At 38.6% G+C, this 21,328-nt stretch carries 19 protein-coding genes; 16 read left to right on the top strand and 3 right to left on the bottom strand.

Features of this window, described 5'->3' with window-relative positions; translation table 11 throughout:
- Nucleotides 1-164: 164 nt before the first annotated feature.
- Entirely contained in the window at nucleotides 165-566 is a 402-nt protein-coding gene (locus GNT69_RS02735) for a hypothetical protein (protein WP_203553407.1), read from the top strand.
- Between the two features lie 55 nt (nucleotides 567-621).
- Nucleotides 622-1,146, top strand: a complete 525-nt coding sequence (locus GNT69_RS02730; protein WP_203553406.1) for a hypothetical protein — start codon at nucleotides 622-624, stop codon at nucleotides 1,144-1,146.
- Between the two features lie 52 nt (nucleotides 1,147-1,198).
- Here the strand turns inward: GNT69_RS02730 and GNT69_RS02725 are convergent, their stop codons facing one another.
- Nucleotides 1,199-1,633 carry a hypothetical protein gene (locus tag GNT69_RS02725; RefSeq protein WP_203553405.1) on the bottom strand — a complete coding sequence of 145 codons (435 nt, stop codon included), beginning with the start codon at nucleotides 1,631-1,633 and terminating at the stop codon, nucleotides 1,199-1,201.
- A gap of 405 nt (nucleotides 1,634-2,038) precedes the next feature.
- Here GNT69_RS02725 and GNT69_RS02720 point away from each other — a divergent pair, with 405 nt between their 5' ends.
- Nucleotides 2,039-2,746, top strand: a complete 708-nt coding sequence (locus GNT69_RS02720) for a DNA alkylation repair protein (RefSeq protein ID WP_203553404.1) — start codon at nucleotides 2,039-2,041, stop codon at nucleotides 2,744-2,746.
- A 462-nt stretch (nucleotides 2,747-3,208) separates the two neighbouring features.
- Here GNT69_RS02720 and GNT69_RS02715 read toward each other — a convergent pair whose 3' ends face one another.
- On the bottom strand, nucleotides 3,209-4,381 hold the full coding sequence (locus tag GNT69_RS02715) for an ROK family transcriptional regulator (RefSeq protein ID WP_203553403.1): 1,173 nt from the start codon (nucleotides 4,379-4,381) through the stop codon (nucleotides 3,209-3,211).
- Here GNT69_RS02715 and GNT69_RS26130 point away from each other — a divergent pair.
- The 8 genes from GNT69_RS26130 to GNT69_RS02675 all read left to right on the top strand — a co-directional run bounded on the left by GNT69_RS26130 (nucleotide 4,380) and on the right by GNT69_RS02675 (nucleotide 14,282).
- Complete coding sequence (locus tag GNT69_RS26130; RefSeq protein WP_203553942.1) at nucleotides 4,380-4,541, top strand: hypothetical protein; 162 nt, start codon at nucleotides 4,380-4,382, stop codon at nucleotides 4,539-4,541. The genes GNT69_RS02715 and GNT69_RS26130 overlap by 2 nt on opposite strands.
- A 40-nt stretch (nucleotides 4,542-4,581) precedes the next feature.
- Nucleotides 4,582-5,913: a xylose isomerase gene (xylA, locus tag GNT69_RS02705; protein WP_203553402.1), complete on the top strand. Its 1,332-nt coding sequence runs from the start codon at nucleotides 4,582-4,584 to the stop codon at nucleotides 5,911-5,913.
- Between the two features lie 252 nt (nucleotides 5,914-6,165).
- On the top strand, nucleotides 6,166-7,404 hold the full coding sequence (locus tag GNT69_RS02700) for an IS4 family transposase (protein ID WP_203553401.1): 1,239 nt from the start codon (nucleotides 6,166-6,168) through the stop codon (nucleotides 7,402-7,404).
- Nucleotides 7,405-7,537: 133 nt separating this feature from the next.
- Nucleotides 7,538-8,992: a xylulokinase gene (gene xylB, locus GNT69_RS02695; protein WP_343206461.1), complete on the top strand. Its 1,455-nt coding sequence runs from the start codon at nucleotides 7,538-7,540 to the stop codon at nucleotides 8,990-8,992.
- A gap of 83 nt (nucleotides 8,993-9,075) precedes the next feature.
- Nucleotides 9,076-10,119, top strand: coding sequence for an aldose epimerase family protein (locus GNT69_RS02690; RefSeq protein ID WP_203553399.1), 1,044 nt, complete (start codon nucleotides 9,076-9,078; stop codon nucleotides 10,117-10,119).
- A 142-nt stretch (nucleotides 10,120-10,261) separates the two neighbouring features.
- On the top strand, nucleotides 10,262-11,683 hold the full coding sequence (gene xylE, locus GNT69_RS02685; protein ID WP_203553398.1) for a D-xylose transporter XylE: 1,422 nt from the start codon (nucleotides 10,262-10,264) through the stop codon (nucleotides 11,681-11,683).
- Between the two features lie 207 nt (nucleotides 11,684-11,890).
- Nucleotides 11,891-12,904, top strand: coding sequence for a 3-dehydro-L-gulonate 2-dehydrogenase (yiaK, locus tag GNT69_RS02680; RefSeq protein ID WP_203553397.1), 1,014 nt, complete (start codon nucleotides 11,891-11,893; stop codon nucleotides 12,902-12,904).
- A 454-nt stretch (nucleotides 12,905-13,358) separates the two neighbouring features.
- A complete protein-coding gene (locus tag GNT69_RS02675; protein ID WP_203553396.1) occupies nucleotides 13,359-14,282 on the top strand; it encodes an AEC family transporter in 924 nt (307 codons plus the stop codon).
- Between the two features lie 15 nt (nucleotides 14,283-14,297).
- Here the strand turns inward: GNT69_RS02675 and GNT69_RS02670 are convergent, their stop codons facing one another.
- Nucleotides 14,298-15,497, bottom strand: a complete 1,200-nt coding sequence (locus GNT69_RS02670; protein ID WP_203553395.1) for an ROK family transcriptional regulator — start codon at nucleotides 15,495-15,497, stop codon at nucleotides 14,298-14,300.
- 392 nt (nucleotides 15,498-15,889) lie between these two features.
- On the opposite strand from GNT69_RS02670, the gene GNT69_RS02665 reads away from it, so the two are divergent.
- The 5 genes from GNT69_RS02665 (at nucleotide 15,890) to GNT69_RS02645 (ending at nucleotide 21,016) form a co-directional block, all read left to right on the top strand.
- Nucleotides 15,890-16,753: a helix-turn-helix domain-containing protein gene (locus GNT69_RS02665; protein WP_203553394.1), complete on the top strand. Its 864-nt coding sequence runs from the start codon at nucleotides 15,890-15,892 to the stop codon at nucleotides 16,751-16,753.
- Nucleotides 16,754-17,914 carry a Gfo/Idh/MocA family protein gene (locus GNT69_RS02660; protein ID WP_203553393.1) on the top strand — a complete coding sequence of 387 codons (1,161 nt, stop codon included), beginning with the start codon at nucleotides 16,754-16,756 and terminating at the stop codon, nucleotides 17,912-17,914.
- 72 nt (nucleotides 17,915-17,986) lie between these two features.
- A complete protein-coding gene (locus GNT69_RS02655; protein WP_203553392.1) occupies nucleotides 17,987-18,997 on the top strand; it encodes a Gfo/Idh/MocA family protein in 1,011 nt (336 codons plus the stop codon).
- Nucleotides 18,994-19,854 (top strand): sugar phosphate isomerase/epimerase family protein, encoded by an 861-nt coding sequence (locus GNT69_RS02650; RefSeq protein WP_203553391.1) that lies wholly within the window; start codon nucleotides 18,994-18,996, stop codon nucleotides 19,852-19,854. Before GNT69_RS02655 ends, GNT69_RS02650 begins: the two co-directional genes overlap by 4 nt.
- Nucleotides 19,855-19,942: 88 nt before the next feature.
- Entirely contained in the window at nucleotides 19,943-21,016 is a 1,074-nt protein-coding gene (locus GNT69_RS02645; RefSeq protein WP_203553390.1) for a Gfo/Idh/MocA family protein, read from the top strand.
- The last annotated feature ends 312 nt before the right edge of the window (nucleotides 21,017-21,328 follow it).

The following is a 21,328-nucleotide window of genomic DNA, read 5'->3' as shown; positions in this document are numbered from 1 at the left end:
AATATAAAGCAGAAAAGCAGGCAAATCAAGAGTTTCTTGACAGCCTGCTTTTCTTCTTCAGAAGATATTATTTTAAATCCTATTTTAGGGGACGGAAAAATTCGCCCTTTTTCTAATTTCTGTATTTATGGTAAAATTCCTGAGAAGAGGTGGGAGACGTGATAATGAAAAGATTATTCGGTTTTAGAGACCGTAAATTAAAAAATTTTACTTTGGAAAAGATTCATGCCAAGATGATGGAGATGAATTTTAATAGAGGTTTAATAATAGAACTAGTGGATGTTTTTAAAAATCGAATAAATGAACATGGGGAAGCAGCATTTCGAAAGTGGTTTAGTGAATTGGATTATCGACTGCCAGAGGAGTTTGAGGATGAATCTCTTGCGATTAAGATCTATGAAAATTATTCAAATTGGATCGAAAATGAAGTGAATCAGCTTGAAAGAGAAACGAAGTTATCATGGGAACAACAAACTGAGGACTTAATAGAACTAGATGAAAAAGCAAGGAAAGTTCAGTTGGTCATAAGAAATAGGCTTTCTGATATTGCCTTAGACTTGTATTAAACTAGAGGAGCGATAATACCAAGGTTTTTATATTTCATAAGGGGTAGTGGTTAAAATGATTAAATTTATACTCTATTTGGCCGTGTTTTATTTTATTGGATATAATTACGGGAAAATGACAAACGGCACGATATTTGACAATTTTTGGGTCATGTTGCTTAGTCTTTTTGTTATTATTTTCTTATTTGAATGGCTCATTAGTCTCTTTAAGAAAAAAAGAAATGCCAACGAAGTGGACGTTGAAAAGCAGGATTATGAAACATGGGATGAAGCGATGGAGAGTGTAAAAAAAGATTTCGAGAAAACATGGAATATAAAATATGAAAATAACGATATAAAAATTATAAATACATATAATCATGAAGAATTGTACATAAACGATCAATTAGTGTCTGAGAAAAAGAGAAATCATTGGTATTCTTGGCTTATCCCTTATCAAACCCTAACTGGGACCGTTGAAGAGCGAAGAGTGAAGGTGAAATTAGGTGGCGTATTCAGCTTAAATTGTAAAGTATATGTTGACCAGGACTTAATTTTCAAGGAAAAAATTAAATATAATCTGTTTACAGGTGAAAAGTAAGAAAGACGAATGATCTTCGGGAAACTAGTAACTGAGAGCATCTTTGATCGTCTCAGTTACTGTTTCGATTGAGGCGTAGCGAAATAAAAGTGGCAATAAACATGATCAAAGATAATGATGAAATGATCATTGATGTGATTAGATAATGATTTACCAATAACTCAAATCCATACCATTGAGTTAATAAAAGAACCACAAAAGGGATTGCCCAGTCAACATTAACATCTATTATATTAACAAAACCAGTTAAAATGGCGAAAAATAGTGTGAATAGCCAAAATCCTAAATAATATTTCATAATCCTCCGATTCTTACCCTTTGAAGTAATCATTAAACTATAAATCCAAATTACGATATACAGAACCGTTACAAATAAATTCTTCAAGGTTGCGGGGCTACCCATTAAGAATTCTGGGAAATTCAAAACGAGACCTACAATAATAGCAAAAATAGGAAGGGCAATGGATAGAGCAATTCTATTCTTCATTTTACTCCCACCTCACTTAAGGTTAATAACAGTGTTTGGCTAACTCTTCTTCTAAAATTTAACATTTCATTTTTACTATACAACTAATTTGTGAGTATTCCAACTTTTTAGGGGGCACTTACTCGGCTAAAGTTTGTAAAAGTATACAGGGGAAAAATCCGCGTCGATATTACTAGTACTCGGAAAATAATGAGTTTTTTGAACGATAATGCTGGTAATCGACTTTTTATTCCAACTAGTAGGAATAAATCGCCAAGCGCAGTAAACCATACTGAAAAAACCAACCGTCAAAAGAACACCTATTCCATGCCACCCATTAAAAAGCTAAAGTTTTGTTATAATGCAGTGAAGTAATAGATAGAAACTAGCTGGTTAAAATGAATGAAAGGAAGGGCGTGTAAATAGATGGATATCGAAACAGTTATGCAAGAGCTGGAAGCACTGGGCAAGGAGAGAACGAAAAAGTCTTACATAAATAATGGTGCCCATGAGCCACTTTTTGGAGTGGCAACCGGAGCAATGAAGCCGCTCGCAAAGACAATCAAGAAAAATCAGCCTTTAGCCGAGCAGCTCTACGCCACCGGAAACTATGATGCCATGTATTTTGCTGGCATCATTGCCGACCCAATGGCGATGACTGAAGCAGATTTTGAGCGGTGGATCGATGCTGCCTATTTTTATATGCTGTCGGATAATGTCGTTTCTGTCACTTTGTCAGAAACTGATATTGCCCAAGCTGTTGCCGATAAATGGATTGCAAGCGGGGAAGAACTGAGGATGTCGGCAGGTTGGAGTTGTTATTGCTGGTTGTTAGGGAATCGCCCAGATACTGAATTTAGCGAAAGCAAACTAGCCAGTATGCTTGACCAAGTGAAAGATACAATTCACGATTCTCCTAATCGAACGAAGTCCTCGATGAATAATTTTATTTACACAGTCGGAATATCCTTTTTACCACTCCATGAGAAGGCAATGGAAACCGCTCAGGCGGTTGGCCCGGTCGAAATCAAGCGGGACAACAAAAAAAGCAGCATCCTGCTTGCATCTGAAACTATTCAAAAAGAAGTAGATCGAGGAAGGCTTGGTTTTAAACGTAAATATGTGAGGTGTTAGTGAGCATCGGTTGAACGTGCCTGACCCTCACCGTTAAGGGTCAGGTGTTGTTCAGATTATCGCAGATTAACTGGCAGTAATCCCCCACCTCAAGACTTCAGGTCAACTAGTAAGGATAAGTGGGGGCAAACTGCCAGTAAATGCCCGATTGGCGAGATAAGATTTTTCTTTGGGCTTCAGCCCTTAGAAAAATCAATCAGGCTATGCGTGACTAACCATCAGTGGGGGATGAAGCCCCCCTCTGATGGAAGTTTCGCTTTATCGCAGATTAACTGGCAGTAATACCCCGACTTCAAGACCCCAGACCAACTAGTAAGTATAAGTGGGGCCAACTGCCAGTAAATGTCCAATTGGCGAGATAAATTTTTCTTTGGGCTTCAGCCCTTAGAAAAACCAATCAGGCTATGCGTGACTAACCATCAGAGGGGGATAAAGAAAACACCCTCTGATGGAAGTTTCGTTTTATATTTCTTTGCTTATTTTTAAGAAGTTTTCAGTGGCAAAGGCGGCGACGCCGATTGCTGCTGAGTATGTGGATAATTCTGAGAAACTGATTTCAAGCTCGTCTAGATGAAATGGATAGGTTCGGGATTTTACAGTATCGATGATTGACGTTTCCATCAAATGACGTGCTTTAGCCATTCGGTTACCGATGATGATCTGTTGCGGATTAAACATTTTAATCGAGTTGGTAATACCAACGCCGATGAAATGGCCAATCTTTTCAAAAAGCTCAACGACTTGCACATTTCCTTCATCTGCTAGTTGAATTAATTCTTCTAGAGTAGGGTCCGTTAGCTTGAGTTCTTGTTCGGCGTGTTTTAATAAAGCAAATTCAGAAGCATAAGCTTCCCAGCACCCTCGGTTTCCACATGTGCAAGGTCTTCCATTATAAAAAATCGTCGTATGACCACTTTCCCCGGAATAGCCATTGATTCCTTGGTATAACTCCCCATTTAGAATAATGCCCGTCCCAATGCCAATTCCGACACTAAAATAAACAATTGAGTCATGGTGCTTGCCAGCGCCATATTGCTTCTCCCCATAAGCTCCTGCATTCGCTTCGTTTTCGATGAAAATCGGATAATCAAATTCTTGTGTAAAAAGGCCCTTTAAGTCTAAGTCCTCCCATTTTAAGTTAGGAGCCATTAACACTTTTCCCGAACGATCAATAATTCCAGGAACGCCAATGCCAATTCCGATAATGCCATAGGTACTTTGAGGAGCAGATTGGATTAAAAAATGAATCGTTCGGTTCACAAGGGAAATTAACTCATCCGTATGGGAACTTGTAATCGTCTCCAGTTTTTCACCAACGACATGGCCCTTTAAGTCTGTGAGCACTCCTAATACATAATTGACTCCGATGTCAATGCCAATTGAATACCCAGCCTGATGATTAAATAGTAACATCACTGGCCGGCGTCCGCCGCTTGATTCGCCGGGACCTGATTCGTAAATTAACTCTTCCTCGATTAATTCATTGACCAAGGAAGAAACGGTTGCTTTATTAAGTCCTACTCGTTGAGCAATATCTGCACGGGAGATCGGAGCATGGGTGGTAATTGCTGTTAGTACCGTTTCTTTATTTTTTTGTTTCACGACTTGATTATTCCATGTTTTTTGCCTCGTCATAGGCAAGCTCTCTCCCTTTATAGATGTTCTTGAATCCATTATACCTCAATTTGGGGCAGAAATATTATATAAAAAACTTAGTTTATTTGATAGACAAACTAAGTTTATGGTGTTAAAATCAAATTGTACTCAAATACAGCAAGCGTTTTCATCTTGGTGAAAACGAATACAAAACTCGTACAACGTAGGAGGAATTTTTAATGAGTTATTTTAAAAATGTTGGGCTTGTTCAATACGAAGGACCAAATTCAAATAATCCGCTAGCATATAAATATTATAATCCGAAAGAAACGATCAATGGAAAAAGCATGGAAGAACTGCTTCGCTTTGCCGTTTCTTACTGGCATACCTTTACAATGGAAGGAAATGATCCATTTGGCCAAGGAACGATGCAGCGTCCATACGGTCATTTTACGGGAATGGACTTGGCGAAAGCACGAGTTGAAGCTTCTTTCGAATTTTATGAAAAACTAAATGTTCCTTTCTTCTGCTTCCATGATGTTGATATTGCTCCAGAAGGAGAGACGTTAACCGAGACATTTAAAAACATTGATGAAATTGTTGCGATGATTAAACAATATATGGAAACAAGCAAAACAAAACTACTATGGAACACTGCAAATATGTTCTCGCATCCACGCTGGTTACATGGCGCAGCGACAGCCCCTAATGCTGATGTTTTTGCTTACGCGGCGGCAAAGGTTAAAAAAGGTCTTGAGGTTGGGAAAGAGCTAGGTGCTGAAAACTATGTATTCTGGGGTGGACGAGAAGGATATGAAACATTGCTCAACACAGATATGAAGCTTGAGTTAGATAATCTTGCACGATTCTTCCATATGGCAAAGGATTATGCGAAAGAGATTAACTTTGATGCCCAGTTCTTAATTGAACCGAAGCCAAAAGAGCCAACGACACATCAATATGATTTCGATGTGGCAACGAGTTTATCGTTTTTACAAAAGTATGGATTACAGAATGATTTTAAATTCAATATTGAAGCGAACCATGCAACACTTGCAGGTCATACCTTTGAACATGAACTACATGTTGCGCGCATCAACGGCATGTTAGGCTCTGTCGATGCAAACCAAGGTGACACGTTGCTCGGCTGGGATACAGACGAGTTCCCAACAGATATTTACTCAACGACACTTGCGATGGTTGAAATCTTGAAAAATGATGGCCTCGGTTCAGGTGGCTTGAATTTTGATGCGAAAGTGAGAAGAACATCGTTTGATCCAGAAGATTTATTCTTCGCGCATATCGCAGGAATGGACGCATTTGCGATTGGTGCAAAAGTTGCACAACGCCTAATCGATGATAAGGTGCTAGATAACTTTATTGCCGATCGTTATAGCAGTTTCACAGAAGGGATTGGTCTTGACATTGTGGAGGGAAAAACTGATTTCCACCAGCTTGAGCAGCATGCCCTTAATTTAACTAAGATTGAAAATAAATCTGGCAGAACAGAGCAGTTAAAGGCAACTTTGAACAAATACATTTTAGAAGCTTATGCGACGGTGACCGTTTAAAAATTATAAAAAGGATGGACTTGGAATGCTTAGGTCCATCCGAATCCTGTAAAAGGAGGATACGCATGAAATATGTAATTGGAGTCGATCTTGGCACGAGTGCAGTTAAAGTCAATGGCCTTGCATCGTTTGAAAATATTCACATATTTTCAATAAAATGTATTTACTTACACTAAAAAAACTCCTATTGTAGAAGTGGTTGACCTTGTTTTGTTCCCTTAACAAACAAGTCTTCTACAAAGGAGTTTTCCAATGAATAATAAAAGTATAGGCCGTGAAATGCTAATTTGTCAATGCCTATCCCTGCTTCCAACAGAGGACTTTGACTGTCCTTTGATCGATTACGGGAAATACAAGCTTTCTACGAAATCTTTACTTAAAATTTTTGTCGCTGCTCAACTAGATCAATGGAGCTCATACACTCATATGACAGAAAAGTTAGATGCTTATCCAAAACTGTGTAAGGAGATTGGTATTTCTGAAATAAGCGGTTCTCAATTAAGCCGCCGTATCAATGATTTACCAACAGAATGGGTCCAAAACCTTTTTGTGAAAGTTGTTCAGAAAATTAACAATCTCACACAATCAAGAAAAGGATTGCCAGGTGGGATTGGGCGTTTGAAAATTATTGATTCCACAGAGATTCGATTACCAGAACAGTTGTGTGATTGGGCCTTTATTTCAAAAGGCCATAATGCGGTTAAAATGCATACTAGATTGGTCGTGGTTTCACCAGGTATTGCATATCCAGACAAGATTGTTCCTTCAACAGGTACAGTGAGTGATTTTGAAAGTTCAGATATACTCGTTGAAGAAGCTGATGCTACTTACGTAATGGACCGTGGTTATCCTTCTAAAAAGAACCTCATGGATTGGCAAGAAAAAGAGATTTCTTTTGTGGTTCGAATAACAAAGGCTCTTCGATTATATACACTTGAAGAATACGAACCAACTCACTCGTCTGTTATTAAGGATGCCAAAGTATTATACGGTATATCTAAAAAGCCAGTCAGGTACATCGAGTTTGTAGATGAATATGATAGAAGCTATAGGATTTTAACAACTAGATTCGATTTAACCGACCAACAAGTAATGGAAATTTACCGCAATCGTTGGATCATCGAGTTGTTTTTCAAATGGATCAAACAACATTTAAAGTTAACAAAAATATGGAGTACGAAGCCTCAAGGTATTTGGAATCAAATGTTCTTAGCTCTAATCGCTTTTGGACTTTCCCTGATAGTCAAATTGCAATCCAACTCAGAAAAGACACCATGGGAATTCTTTCGGTTCTTACAAACCTATCTATATAAATCTGTTAGTTCTTTTAAGAAAGGGTTACGGCCAAAAAAGAAGAAAAAATCGAGGGGAAGGCAGAAAGTCCCCATTCCAATTGAGAAAAAAGCACCATCATTTGGAAACGTAGCCCTGGTAAAAGAAGTTAAGAAAAAGGAAGATCGAAAAAACCCAAGAAAATTAGGTAATTATTAAAAAGGAAAAAAAAGGGAACAAAGTCATATTAAGACCCTATTCTCTTTTTTTCTTCTAGAATAGTAAAGCAACTGTAAAATTTTTGAATTAATTCAAATTAATTACTGACGTGCAAGGCCATTGAGTTAAAGTACTGCTTATGGATCAAGTAGGAAAGGTTTGTAATGAAGTTTCTCAACCCTATCCGCTTATTCAGGAAAAGTCAGGGTATAGTGAGCAAGACCCAAATGAATGGGTAGAAAAAACGATTTATGCATTGAGAGAACTGATTAGACAATTTGAAGGGCGACCTGAAGACATTGAAGGGTTGAGCTTTTCTGGACAAATGCATGGCCTTGTTTTGCTGGATGAGGACAAGCAAGTGCTGCGCAATGCGATTCTTTGGAATGATACGAGAACGACAGAGCAATGCCAGCAAATCTATCATCAAATTGGCGAAGCCCAGCTGTTAGAGATAACAAAAAACCAAGCATTGGAAGGGTTTACGTTGCCGAAATTGCTTTGGGTAAAACAATACGAACGAGAGCTGTTTGAAAAAGCGGCCGTTTTCATGCTGCCGAAGGACTATTTGCGCTACAGATTAACGGGAGCGATTCATAGTGAGTACTCAGATGCAGCGGGAACGTTATTATTAAATGTCGCTGAAAAGCAATGGAGCGCGGAATTATGCGAGCAATTAGGAATTGATATGAAAATTTGTCCACCGCTTGTCGAGTCCCATGGATTTGTGGGCAAAATCACAACCGAGATTTCTGAGAAAACTGGGTTGGCTCCAGAAACGAAAGTGTTTGCTGGTGGAGCAGATAACGCCTGTGGAGCGATTGGTTCAGGAATTCTTTCTGATGGCAAGACATTGTGCAGTATCGGAACGAGTGGTGTTGTCCTTTCTTACGAGGAACGGAATGATCGTGATTTTCAAGGAAAAGTTCATTATTTTAACCATGGAGAAGAAAACGCTTTATATACGATGGGTGTCACGCTCGCGGCCGGCCACAGTTTAACTTGGTTTAAAGATACGTTTGCAGCAAATGAATCGTTTGATCAATTATTAGCCCAATTAAGCAAAGTACCAATCGGGGCAAACGGTTTATTGTTTACGCCATATCTTGTTGGAGAACGGACGCCATATGCAGATTCAGTGATTCGCGGCAGTTTTATTGGAATGGATTCGTCGCACCGGCAGGATGACTTTGCTCGCGCGGTAATTGAAGGGATTACATTTTCGTTAAATGAATCGATTGAGATCTTCCGAGAAAGTGGCAAGACGATTGATACAGTCATCTCAATTGGTGGCGGAGCGAAAAATGAAACATGGCTGCAAATCCAAGCGGATGTTTTCAATGCGCGGATTGTGAAGTTGACAAGTGAACAGGGACCAGCAGTAGGGGCAGCAATGTTAGCAGCCTATGGCTGTCAATGGTTTGATTCACTGGAACAATGCGCCGATGTGTTCATTTCTTCTGATAAGGAGTACACTCCAATCCCTGCAAACGTGGAGAAATACCGACAATTATTCTTGTTGTACAAGCAGGTTTACAAACAAACGAAACAATTAAATGAAGGATTAAAAGCGTTTAGAAAACAGTAAAAAGCTATATATTACGGGGAATCTTGACGGCGGTAAGAAACAAATGAAAGCGATTCCCCCGTTTTTGAGATAAGGAGATTTAAATGAAAGTAACAGAAACAATTTTCGGTGAATTGGCAGGAAGACAAGTGAAAGCGTATACGTTGGCCAATAATCAAGGCATGGCAATAACTTGTCTCGACTATGGATGTACGATTACGAACATTTCTGTTCCGGACCGTAATGGTAAAATTGAAAATGTTGTTTTAGGCTTTGATTCGATTGAAAATTATCTCCAGCATTCTCCTTATTTCGGTTGCGTAGTTGGCCGTGTAGCAGGAAGGATTGGAGAGTCGCAATTCGACTTAGATGGGATAACTTACGAGTTACCGAAGAATGAAGGAGATAACCATCTTCATGGAGGACCAAAGGGCTTTCAGAGGCAGATTTGGGATTCAAGTGTTGCAGAGGGCGGCGATGAATGCAGCATTCAATTTACTTACTTAAGTCCTGATGGAGAATCAGGGTATCCAGGAAACCTGGAAGTGACTGTGAAATACAGTTTAAATAATAAAAACGAATTGTCGATTTCTTACCAGGGCACGACTGATAAAAAAACGGTGGTCGATTTAACAAACCATTCTTATTTTAATTTAAGCGGAGACGGCAAGAGAAACATCTTGAATCATCAATTGCAGCTGAAAAGCGAGCAGTTTTTAGAATTGGATGATTCCTTGCTTCCGACAGGGCAGCTTCTCGATGTTAAGAACACTCCTTTTGATTTTACATCGATGAAAAAAATTGGTGAAGAGATCGAATCAGAGCATGACCAAGTCAAGCTTGTTGGCGGATATGACCATCCCTTCCTGTTAAGTGATCATCATTGTGAGGAAATTATTTTAATCGACGAAACTAGTGGACGCAAGCTTGTTGTAGAGACAGACAAACCGAGTGTCGTTTGTTACACATCCAATATGCTAAGGAATGACTTTCAAATTCGTGGCGTGCAAGCGGAAAAACATTTAGGAATATGTTTGGAAACACAATCACTGCCTGATGCTGTTCATCATCCGCATTTTCCTTCTATTGTTTTAGAACCGAATACATGCCATCAATCGAAGACCATCTACAAATTTTCTTGTCTCTAATAGTTCAGGAAACGGATAGGAAAAGATAAATATATATAGAAGGGAGTATAAAGACATCATTTAAAATAATGTGCCGAAGATTCAACTGTGCGGGCACCATCAGTCGGTCAACATTATTTAATTAATGTCTTTAGAAAAAACGATGAGAAATCAACGGAATGCATTATATATTTTTTCATTGACACTTGTTGCGGCCATCGGTGGATTATTATTTGGATATGACACAGCGGTAATTTCGGGCGCGGAAAAATCAATTCAAGCTTATTTAATTGAGCCGCTAGGTTTAGGTTCCTTTGCTCACGGGGCAACTGTATCGAGTGCATTAATTGGTTGTATTATTGGTGGATTGATTTCAGGGATATTTGCTTCAAAATTTGGCCGAAAAAGATCATTGATTGTCGCGGCGGCTCTGTTTTTTGTGTCTGCATTGGGGTCTTCTTATCCTGAATTTTTATTCTATACACAGGGCGAACCTTCGCTTGCATTATTGTTTACCTTTAACTTTTACCGCATTATTGGCGGAATTGGCGTTGGTTTAGCTTCAGCGATTACGCCAATGTATATCGGAGAAATTGCTCCAGCCGATATCCGTGGGAAAATGGTATCCTTTAACCAGTTTATGATAATCTTCGGGATGCTTGTTGTTTATTTCGTCAACTGGGGCATTGCCAATGGACAAACGGTCGAGTGGATCAATGAAATTGGCTGGAGATATATGTTTGCTTCGGAAGCGATTCCAGCACTTGTGTTTGGGTTATTATTAATCTTTGTTCCGGAAACGCCGCGTTATTTAGCGATGCAAAACAAAGAAGACAAGGCGCTTTCTGTTCTAGCGAAAATCAATGGAGCGTCGGAAGCAAAGGTCATTTTAAAGGATATTAAAGAAAGTGTACAGGCTTCAGCAAGTGCAAATAAAGAAAAGCTTTTTGCCTACGGAAAACTAGTGATTGTCGTCGGAATATTGCTGTCTGTGTTCCAGCAATTCGTCGGCATTAACGTCGCACTTTATTATGCCCCACGGATTTTTGAAAGCATGGGAGCGGCAAAGGACGCGTCGATGCTGCAAACAATTGTGATGGGTCTTGTCAATGTTGTCTTTACCGTCGTTGCGATCTTTACGGTTGATAAATGGGGACGTAAGCCACTATTAATCACAGGTTCGATTGGGATGGCACTAGGGATGTTCGGTGTTGCAGGACTTGCGTTTGCGAATATCATCGGCATGAGCACGCTTGTCTTCATTATTATTTACACAGCTTCGTTTATGATGTCATGGGGACCGATTTGCTGGGTGTTGATTTCAGAAATCTTCCCGAATAAAATTCGTGGACAGGCGGTAGCAATTGCTGTTGCTGCGCAATGGGCGGCAAACTATTTCATCTCTTCCACATACCCAATGATGATGGAATTCAGCGGTGGGATGACTTACGGATTTTACGGATTAATGAGTATTCTATCGGCAATCTTCGTTTGGAAGTGGGTACCTGAAACAAAAGGGAAAACACTCGAACAGATGGAGGATATATGGAAACAAAAAAGTGAGTTAAATGAAAAAGCTTCTTAACACCTTTTAGAGCTGCCTAATGGCAGTTTTTTTTATCCTTTTAAAAAGAGGAAGCAACCAGCCACTATTGAATAACAATGGGGGCAAAACGGGATAATTAAATACCGTGATAATCTTATCCGTGATAATCTTATGATGATGAGATAACTTTAATAAAAAACTCTGTTAATATAAAGATGAAGGCATTGCAAAAGGAGGATTCCCACGATGTTTGTTACATTTGCAGAAATGAAAAGTTTAATTAAAAAAGCTTTGTTAGCAGCAGGATTAAATGAAGAACAAGCGGAAATCTGTGCACAAGTACATACTGAATCAAGTCGGGACGGAATTGAGTCTCATGGGTTAAATCGTGTGCCGCGGTTTATTGATTCTGTTCATAATGGTTGGGTGAATTTGAATAGCGAGTTGGAGCTTGTCGATCAGTTTGGTGTCATTGAAAGATATGATGGCAATTTAGGGATAGGAATTATCAACGCGAAGAAGGCGACGAACCGCGCGATTGAGTTAGCAAAACAGAACGGCGTCGGAATTGTTGCTTTAAGAAATACGAACCATTGGATGCGCGGCGGGACATATATGTGGGATTTGGTCGAACAAGGATTAATGGGAATCAGTTGGACAAACACGGAGTCTTGTATGCCAGCTTGGGGCTCAGCTGAAAAAAATGTTGGCAATAACCCATTTTGCATGGGGATTCCACGAGAAGCAGGACCAGTTGTTCTCGATATGGCGATGAGTCAATTTGCCTGGGGGAAATTGCAAGTAACTCAGTTAGCCGGGGAACAGTTGCCAATTCCAGGTGGCTTCGATTCCGAGGGCCAGCTAACGACGGATCCGGGCCAAATCAATGAGTCAGGCCGCATCTTGCCGACAGGATATTGGAAAGGTTCGAGTTTGGCGATTTTGCTTGATTTATTTGCTACGGTTCTTGCAGATGGAAATTCGACTGCAAAGATGGATCGTCTCAGTGAAGGCAGTTGCGTCGGATGTACGCAAATTTTTATGGCATTTGATCCAAAGCGATTTATTTCCGAACAAGAAATGGAACGCATCATCGAAGAAACGATTACCGGAATTAAAAATGTACAGCCTGCACAGGAAGGCAAGGAGATACGCTACCCTGGTGAAGGACAAATGGCAAACCGAAAACGCAGTCAAACAGAAGGAATTCATGCCGACGAATCGGTGTGGGAAGAAGTAAAGAAACGCGCCGAAGCTTAAGTGGGAGCAATCCTAGACTTGGGTCGAAAGCGGGTTTGATTGAGACAAGTTCAAGGGAAAAATGCATAGACACGAAGGGGGAAGAGTGCCTTTGTCCGAAAGCGGCCCTCATTCAGACAACTTCCCCCATTTCGTGGAGTGCTTTTGCATAAAAGCAGCAATGATACAGACGAAGTTATGCTTTTTAAGAAGTCTGTCCTCCCCGATAAACCCAATATCTCTCTATTGAAACGAATAGCGTTTTCTCATATGATTGATTTAGATGCAATTTGTTTATCAACCTAATTAATTAACGGATGATACGAGAATCATTGCGGATAGTATTTAATCCTTACATCATGCTCGTGGGATTTCAACGGTAACTGAAAATAGAGGATAAAAACAATAAAATGGTGGTTTTGAGAACTTTCCAAATACGGCCATTTTCTTTTATTAATAAAAGAGGGTGTGTGAGATGATAGAGTTTTTTAATATAGTCAGGGAAATTATCATACCGATTTTTATCATTATTGCAATTGGATATACCCTCCAAAAAAAGTTCCGTATGAACGTACCAACATTAGCCAAAATAAATATGTTCTTTTTAGTACCGGCCTTTATATTCGTTAAATTATATAGTACGCAATTATCGTTCCAATTAATGGGCTTTGTTTTATTGTTTTTCATTATCATTATTGTCCTACTCTATGTGATTTCAACTATTGCAGCAAAGCTGCTTGGGCTTGAAAATGGAGAAAAGATGACGTTTTCTAATAGTGCCATCTTTTTTAATTCAGGGAATTACGGTATTCCTGTAAATGATCTCGTCTTTAAGGGAGACCCATTTGCAATGTCGATACAGGTTATTGTGCTAACTTTACAAAATATTTTAACCTTTTCATATGGGGTCTTTTCCTTACAATCGATCAAAATTGGAAAAGTAAAAGCAATGCAAGGATATTTTAAAATGCCCGTATTATATGCGATGTTAGCTGGTATTCTATTAAACTATTTAAACATTCCCATTCCTTCTTCTGTGTGGGTCCCAGCAAACTATATTGCTGATGCGATGGTAGGAATTGCCTTATTTACATTGGGTGCTCAAGTTGCTGAAATCAATTTTAAAGCGGGTTTATCCAAGGTATACTGGAGTCTTTTTTTTCGCCTTTTAGTTGGGCCGGCGATTGCGTTGGTTTTGATTTTCCTGTTTGGGATAGAAGGGATTTTTGCCCAAGCACTGTTTATCGCTTCAAGTATGCCTACTTCTGTTAATAGTGCGATTATCGCAGAGGAATACAATAATTACCCCGGTTTTGCAGCTCAAATCGTTCTATTTTCAACAATATTTAGCGCGATAACCGTTTCAATTATGATTTATCTTTCAGGAATATTATTCTAACATTAAGAAACCCTGTCAAGAGACAGGGTTTTTTGTCGTATAGCGTTGTTTTTCGGGAAAGGAAAATTGTATTTCCTGAACATCTAAAAAATGTTGAGTCCCATACGCGCAAGCTCCGAGTACACAGGAATGATTTTCAAGGTCAGAGAGAACTAATTCGCCATATTCACTGACAGAAGAAATGAGGTATCCCTTTAATTTTTCGACAGACTCGGGATAAACTTTTAATAATTCGCTATTCATGACAATCGTTTCAGGATTGTACATATTTATAATATTGTTAAGGCCGATTGAAATATATTGTAAAAAGCGGTCTATATAACTCTTTACAATGATATGGTCGGCTTCTAATAATTTTTGAATGTCTGAAATAGATAAGTTTGTTTGCTGAAGTTCAGCTTCTAATTTCTTCAATAATTTAGGCTCAGAAGCATATAGCTCCCAACAGCCGTGGTTGCCGCAACGACAAGGATCCCCATTTGGGAAAATGATCATATGCCCCATTTCCCCAGCATAACCGTGAAACCCCTTATGCAAACCTCCGTCAATAATCATGCCCGAGCCAATCCCGGAAGTTAGAATCACGGTAAGCAGGTTATTGCTATGGTGGTGTTTATAAACTTTTTCAGCAAATGCTGATAAATTAGCATTGTTTTCAATGAATAACGGAACGGTTAATTCTTTTTGTAAATCTTCCTTAATATTTTTTCGGAGCCACTTATATCTTGGGTTAAAACGGATGCTTCCATCTTTTTTATTAACAGTCCCATGAATCCCAATGACAGCATTTACAATCCCATACGGACTGTTCGAGAATCTAAGCTGATAGTCTTTAATCTTCCTAACTAAATTGTTTATAATAAAATCATAATCATCAGTATCAATTTTTTCTTCATTTTCATAAACCGGTTGACCTTTTAAATTTGAAATTGTGTAAATAATAGATTTATAATCTAAATCAATCCCCAACACATACCCCGCACCTTCATTAATTGAGAGCATAATAGGCTTTCTTCCGACTGAATGATGTTCTAATTCAGTTTCGCAAACTAATCCTTCATCTAACAAATCAGCGACTTGGACAGAAATGGTTGCCTTGTTTAAGCCTGTAATTTTCGATAAATCTGCCCTTGATAAAATCTCATGTTCAATGATCTTTTGTAAAATTAAACTTCTATTAAGTTTTTTTATATATGAACTATCACCTGTGACCATTTTATTTACTCCTTTACATTCATTGCGTTGGGTAAAAAAATCGCAATGAAGGAAAATAATGTCAAACCATTTTGGGGAGGCTTACATTTAATTAGTTGGTTTAGTAGATAATTTAATTATAACAGATATGTAACCATTCACCTTAAGAAAAACAGCCCTTTTATGAACGAAGTCCGAAATTTATCGGTTGAAATTGAGTTTTGAGTTTTGGATTGTAAAAAAACACGGGGTAACATCCTCTTCTTTACATGAATGCGAGTAATTTTATCAAAATGTCAAAATGAAAGTGGTTTCAGACAATTTCTTCAGAAAAATCAGTTGTTTCAGGCAAATAATTTAACTTTTTTTGTGATACGATAAGTTTGTCATCAAGCTTGAAAGGGATGGTAGAGGTGAGAAAGCCAATTTTGCCCATTTACCGATTAACCGGCAGGCAAGAATTCATACTAGACTATCATTCTCATCAAGAATATGAAATTTATTTTTTTCATGGTGGTTCCTGCCGTTATCTAATTAAAAATCAGATCTATGATTTGGAACCTGGTGATATCCTCTTGATGGATGGAAAAACAATTCACAAACCGATTGTTTCCTCGGAAAACGAGTACATTCGGAGTACGGTTCACTTCTGCCCACAATGGATTGAAAGCGTTTTAATGGAGTTGGATGCTGGCTATTTACTGGATGTATTCCGGAAATTACAGCATTGTTTAATTCGGACAAATGAAAACGAACAATCGAAGAAATTGGAGGAGTTAATTTGTCTACTAGACGAACTATATAGGGCGTCAGATAACAACCAATTTTCGGTTGCCGAGGCAGAAATGAAAGTTCTACTTATCCAAATATTAATCCTTGTGGATAAGATGCGTCGTGCAAATTCATATAAAAAGCCTGAAACAAAGGATGACAAAACCGATTATGTTGAGAATATTGTTACCTATGTTCAGGAACACTATATGGAGAAGTTAACGATCGATTCAATTGCAAAATCTTTTAATTTAAGTAAGTCATATTTGTCCCATTTATTTAAAGAAATAACTGGGTTTACTGTAATGGAATATATAATGGCGACAAGAATCACACAGGCAAAATATATGCTTGCTATGGAACCGAATAAACCTTTAAGGGATATCTCATTTGATTGCGGTTTTGAAAGCGCCTCCCATTTTAGCCGTTATTTTAAGAGCAAAGTTGGAATGAGCCCAAAGGATTATCGTAAACTACAAATTACAGAAGAAGGGAAGTTAGAATAAATGAAAAAAGTACGATTAGGTATTGTTGGTCTAGGTGCGCAAGGTGGAACTTATGCAGGTTTTATTGCCGACGGAAGAGTTGCAAACATTGAAATTGGAGCGATTTGTGACAATGATCCAGCAAAGAAAGCGGTTGCTCAAGAAAAGTATCCAAATGTGTCATTCTATGAAGATTATATCGAGATGATGGAGAGTGGAGATGTAGATGCGATTGTAACGACGGTCCCGCATTACCTGCACCCTGAAATGGCCATCGAGGCAATGAAAAGAAATATTCATCCATTAGTCGAAAAACCAGCAGGTGTTTATACGAAACAAGTAAAAGAATTGAACGAGTTTGCTGCTTCAAAACCAGAATTAACCTTTGCTATCTTTTTCAACCAACGAACAAATGACCTTTATAAAAAGGTAAAAGAAATGATCGATAATGGTGAAATCGGTAATATTCGCCGTACGAACTGGATTATTACAACATGGTGGAGACCACAAGGTTATTATGATCAAGGTTCATGGAGAGCAACATGGGAAGGTGAAGGCGGTGGTGTTCTTGTAAACCAAGCTCCACACCAATTAGACCTTCTTCAATGGATTTGTGGGATGCCGAAAAAGGTTTATTCAAATGTTAAGTATGGTTTCCAAAGAAATATTGCGGTTGAAGACGAGGTTACAGCAATGCTTGATTATGGCAATGGAGCAACGGGCGTATTTATAACATGTACACATGATATTGTCGGAACAGATCGTTTTGAAATCCTTGGAGATAAGGGAAAAATCATTGTTGATGATAGTAAGAAGGTAACGATTAAACGTCTGACAAGACCAGAAAATGAAATGAGCAACAGCATGAGTATGCAAGATGTCATGAAGATTTTTATGGGTCAATCCGATGATAATATTTTCACTGAAGAAGTATTAGAATTTGAAAGCGTATGGGGCGGTCAGCATATTGCTGTGTTAGAAAACTTTGCTGCAAACATACTAGATGGAACGCCATTAATCGCATCAGGAAGCGATGGAATCAACGGGGTAGCATTAGCAAATGCCATTCACCTATCAAGCTTCCTTGGAAAAGAAGTAGAACTTCCGGTTGATGAGGAACTTTATTTAGCAGAGTTGAATAAGCGCATTGAAGAAGAAAGAAAGAATCCGATTAAAAAATAACAGCATGAAGCTAGAAATCGGCATTCGCCGGTTTCTAACTATTCATTTTCACTCTCTTAGAGGAGGGATCCTATGCTTAAAGTAGCAGTAGTTGGTTTAGGTGATATTTCAAAGATTCATATCCCTGCCATCCAAAATAGTACGAAGGCTGAATTAGTGGCTGTTTGTGATATAGATGAAGAACTTCGCAATTCTGTGGAAAAAGTAAATTTCTATAAAGATATTGAAGAAATGCTTCACAATGAAGAATTAGACTGTGTTCATATTTGCTTGCCTCATTATCTTCACTACTCCGCAACAAAAGCATGTGTCGAAAAGGGCGTTCATGTCTTTTTAGAAAAACCTTTAGCAAGAAGTGCAGAGGAAGGCATGTTCGTTGTCGATTTAGAAGAATCTCATCCCGACGTTAAAATATGTGTAAGTTTGCAAAACCGCCTAAATGAAACATTCATTAAGCTAAAGGAAATCGTCGATAGTGGAGAATTGGGACAAGTTACTGGAATGAAAGGTTTAGTTACATGGTTCCGTCCAAAAGCCTATTATGATGTAAAACCTTGGCGTGGGAAAATGAAGCTTGCCGGCGGTGGAGTCATGATCAATCAGTCGATTCACACTTTGGATTTGATGCAGCTAATCGGGGGAGAAATCGAAGTCATCCGTGGATCGATTGATCAATTACTTGATTACGGGTACGAAGTGGAAGATACAGCCGTTGCGAATATTCAATTTAAAAATGGTGCAACTGGATTATTCTTTGCCACGACAACGTATGCAACGAATTCATCTGTTGAATTTCAGGTCATTCTTGAAAAAGGGAAATTAACGATTAAAGATAGTATTTTGACGATGATAAATAGCGAAGGCGTGAAACAAAAGCTGGAAGAGGATTCGAAGCTTCCAGGAAGCAAGTTCTACTATGGTGCAAGTCATGATACGTTAATCAATCAGTTTTATGATGCGATTATGAACAATACAGACAATTATATTCCTGTTCGAGATGCACAAACATCAATGGAAATGATTAGTGCAATCAGAAGATCCTCTGAGGTGAAAATCCCAATTAAAATGGAGGTATACAAATGACAAAAGGCAAAATCGGCGTTCAAATGATGATGCTTAAGAATAAAGTAGAAGAACTTGGTGTTTATGAAACGATGAAAAAGCTTCATGAGCTTGGATTTGGCGCAGTTGAGGTTTCCCAAATTCCAATGACAGAAGAAAATGTAGCCGAATTAAAAAGAGCAAGCGAAGATTTTAATATAAAAATTGCTGCGTTATCTGCGGCGGTAGAGCCAATGTTTCCAAATGCTCCAGGCGAGGCCTTATCGACGGATTTTGAAAAAATTGTAAATGACTGTAAAACTCTAGACTGTAATTTTGTTCGTATCGGTATGCTTCCTTTTACAGTAATGGGTGATAAAGAAAAAATTATGGGCTTTATCGAAAGAGCAGAAGAATATGCACATCGTCTAGCGGAGCATGGAATTGAGTTGTACTATCATACACATCATGTTGAATTCGAAAAATATGATGGTGTTTACTTATTAGACCTTATTAAACAAAACACAACAAAATTAGGGTTTGAATTGGATGTACACTGGATTCAACGTGCTGGTGAAAACCCTGTTAAAATCATTGAGCAATACAAAAATCGTATTTCGCTGCTTCACTTAAAAGACTATCGAATCGGTTCGTTCGAATTTAATCCTGATGACTTAAAGGATATGGCAGGGTTCATGAACAAATTTTCTAATATTATTGAATTTGCAGAACTTGGTGAAGGAAACCTAGATATTGCAGCAATGATGGATGCAGGACTGCAAAGTGGCGTGCAATACTTCTTGATCGAACAAGATGACACATATGGACGTGATCCATTTGAATGTCTTGAGGTATCTGCACAACATTTACGAAAGCTTGGTTATGCTGACTGGTTCTAAAAATATAAAGCAAGCACCTGATTGATATATGCATGTCTCGTTCAGGTGCTTGTATTTTTCAATGCAACGAATAGGAGTGATACAACAAATGAGTAATGATGGGATGAATTATGCACCAAAGGGGAAACCAAATCCAGTCGTAAAAGAAGGGGAGTTCTCTTTTGCTGCAGTTGCCCTTGACCACGGGCATATTAATGGGATGTGTAATGGATTAGTTGAGTCTGGTGCAACATTAAAATGGGTCTATGATCCAAATTCAGAAAAGGTAGAAAAATTTATTGAAGCATTCCCGGGGGTACAAGCAGCAGAGTCATTAGAACAAGTATTAAACGATAAGGAAATTAAGTTAGTAGCAGCCGCGGCCATCCCAAATAAACGCAGTGAATTAGGGATAAAGGTAATGGAAGCTGGCAAGGATTACTTTACGGATAAAACTCCGTTTACTACGTTAGCGCAGTTAGAAGAAACAAAAAAAGTAGTAGAACGTACAGGTCAAAAGTATATGGTTTATTTCAGTGAGAGGCTGCATGTAGAGGCTGCAGTATTTGCTGGAGATTTAATTAATCAAGGTGCAATTGGCAAGGTGATTCAAGTAACAGGTTTTGGCCCGCATCGCCTTAACGCCGATAGTCGCCCTGACTGGTTCTTTAAGAAAGAACAATATGGCGGCATTCTCTGCGACATCGGAAGCCACCAAATCGAACAATTTTTATATTACACAGGAAACAAGGATGCAACAGTTCTTCATAGTAAAGTTGGGAATTACAATAACCCAGAATATCCTGAATTAGAAGACTATGGGGATGCAACGCTAGTAGGTGAAAATGGTGCGACGTTCATTTTCAAGGTAGATTGGTTTACACCAGATGGTTTACGCACCTGGGGTGATGGTCGTACGTTTATTACTGGTACTGAGGGCACGATTGAATTAAGAAAGTATATTGATGTTGCTAAAAATGAATCAGGAGATCACCTCTTCTTAGTAAATAAAGAGGGTGAAAAACATTATGAGTTAAGAGGAGAGGTTGGCTTTCCTTTCTTCGGACAACTTATTTTAGATTGTATAAATCGGACTGAAAAAGCGATGTCACAAGAGCATGCCTTTAAAGCAGCAGAGCTGTGCTTAAAAGCCCAGGAACAAGCGATTGTTGTTACGAAATAGGTGGGAAGGTATGAGCGGGTAAAGTATTTCATAAGTCCGATTGTGTGGGAAAATATCCCCGGGATGAAAACCAAAGAAAGGTGATAGAACAGCATTCTTTGGTTTTCCGCCCCCGCCTTAAAAACCTACTTGTCGGACAGTCCCTTTTCGGATAAAGCAAGTCTCTATGACAGAAAAAAAGTTATAATTTAGCAAAAAAAAAAGCTTGTATATAAAAGCGTTTTCATTTAATATTAGGTCATAAGTTAATTTGTTGGCTAAACAAATTATAAAGCTATCTACCTACTAAAACAGTAGATAGTTCGCTTATTA

Origin of the sequence: Bacillus sp. B15-48 (assembly GCF_016879755.1) — a bacterium.
Lineage (GTDB): Bacteria > Bacillota > Bacilli > Bacillales > Cytobacillaceae > Mesobacillus_B.
This window is presented reverse-complemented; position numbering and strand designations above follow the sequence as displayed.

Excerpts from the sequence above, each read along its gene's own strand:
- GNT69_RS02675 (WP_203553396.1), top strand. The coding sequence starts at position 13,359 with ATGATAGAGTTTTTTAATATAGTCAGGGAAATTATCATACCGATTTTT.
- GNT69_RS02650 (WP_203553391.1), top strand. The coding sequence starts at position 18,994 with ATGACAAAAGGCAAAATCGGCGTTCAAATGATGATGCTTAAGAATAAA.
- GNT69_RS02715 (WP_203553403.1), bottom strand. The coding sequence starts at position 4,381 with ATGACGAGGCAAAAAACATGGAATAATCAAGTCGTGAAACAAAAAAAT.
- GNT69_RS02645 (WP_203553390.1), top strand. The coding sequence starts at position 19,943 with ATGAGTAATGATGGGATGAATTATGCACCAAAGGGGAAACCAAATCCA.
- GNT69_RS02660 (WP_203553393.1), top strand. The coding sequence starts at position 16,754 with ATGAAAAAAGTACGATTAGGTATTGTTGGTCTAGGTGCGCAAGGTGGA.
- GNT69_RS02670 (WP_203553395.1), bottom strand. The coding sequence starts at position 15,497 with ATGGTCACAGGTGATAGTTCATATATAAAAAAACTTAATAGAAGTTTA.
- GNT69_RS02735 (WP_203553407.1), top strand. The coding sequence starts at position 165 with ATGAAAAGATTATTCGGTTTTAGAGACCGTAAATTAAAAAATTTTACT.
- GNT69_RS02700 (WP_203553401.1), top strand. The coding sequence starts at position 6,166 with ATGAATAATAAAAGTATAGGCCGTGAAATGCTAATTTGTCAATGCCTA.
- xylE (WP_203553398.1), top strand. The coding sequence starts at position 10,262 with ATGAGAAATCAACGGAATGCATTATATATTTTTTCATTGACACTTGTT.
- GNT69_RS02730 (WP_203553406.1), top strand. The coding sequence starts at position 622 with ATGATTAAATTTATACTCTATTTGGCCGTGTTTTATTTTATTGGATAT.
- yiaK (WP_203553397.1), top strand. The coding sequence starts at position 11,891 with ATGTTTGTTACATTTGCAGAAATGAAAAGTTTAATTAAAAAAGCTTTG.
- GNT69_RS02725 (WP_203553405.1), bottom strand. The coding sequence starts at position 1,633 with ATGAAGAATAGAATTGCTCTATCCATTGCCCTTCCTATTTTTGCTATT.
- xylA (WP_203553402.1), top strand. The coding sequence starts at position 4,582 with ATGAGTTATTTTAAAAATGTTGGGCTTGTTCAATACGAAGGACCAAAT.
- GNT69_RS02655 (WP_203553392.1), top strand. The coding sequence starts at position 17,987 with ATGCTTAAAGTAGCAGTAGTTGGTTTAGGTGATATTTCAAAGATTCAT.
- GNT69_RS02690 (WP_203553399.1), top strand. The coding sequence starts at position 9,076 with ATGAAAGTAACAGAAACAATTTTCGGTGAATTGGCAGGAAGACAAGTG.
- GNT69_RS02720 (WP_203553404.1), top strand. The coding sequence starts at position 2,039 with ATGGATATCGAAACAGTTATGCAAGAGCTGGAAGCACTGGGCAAGGAG.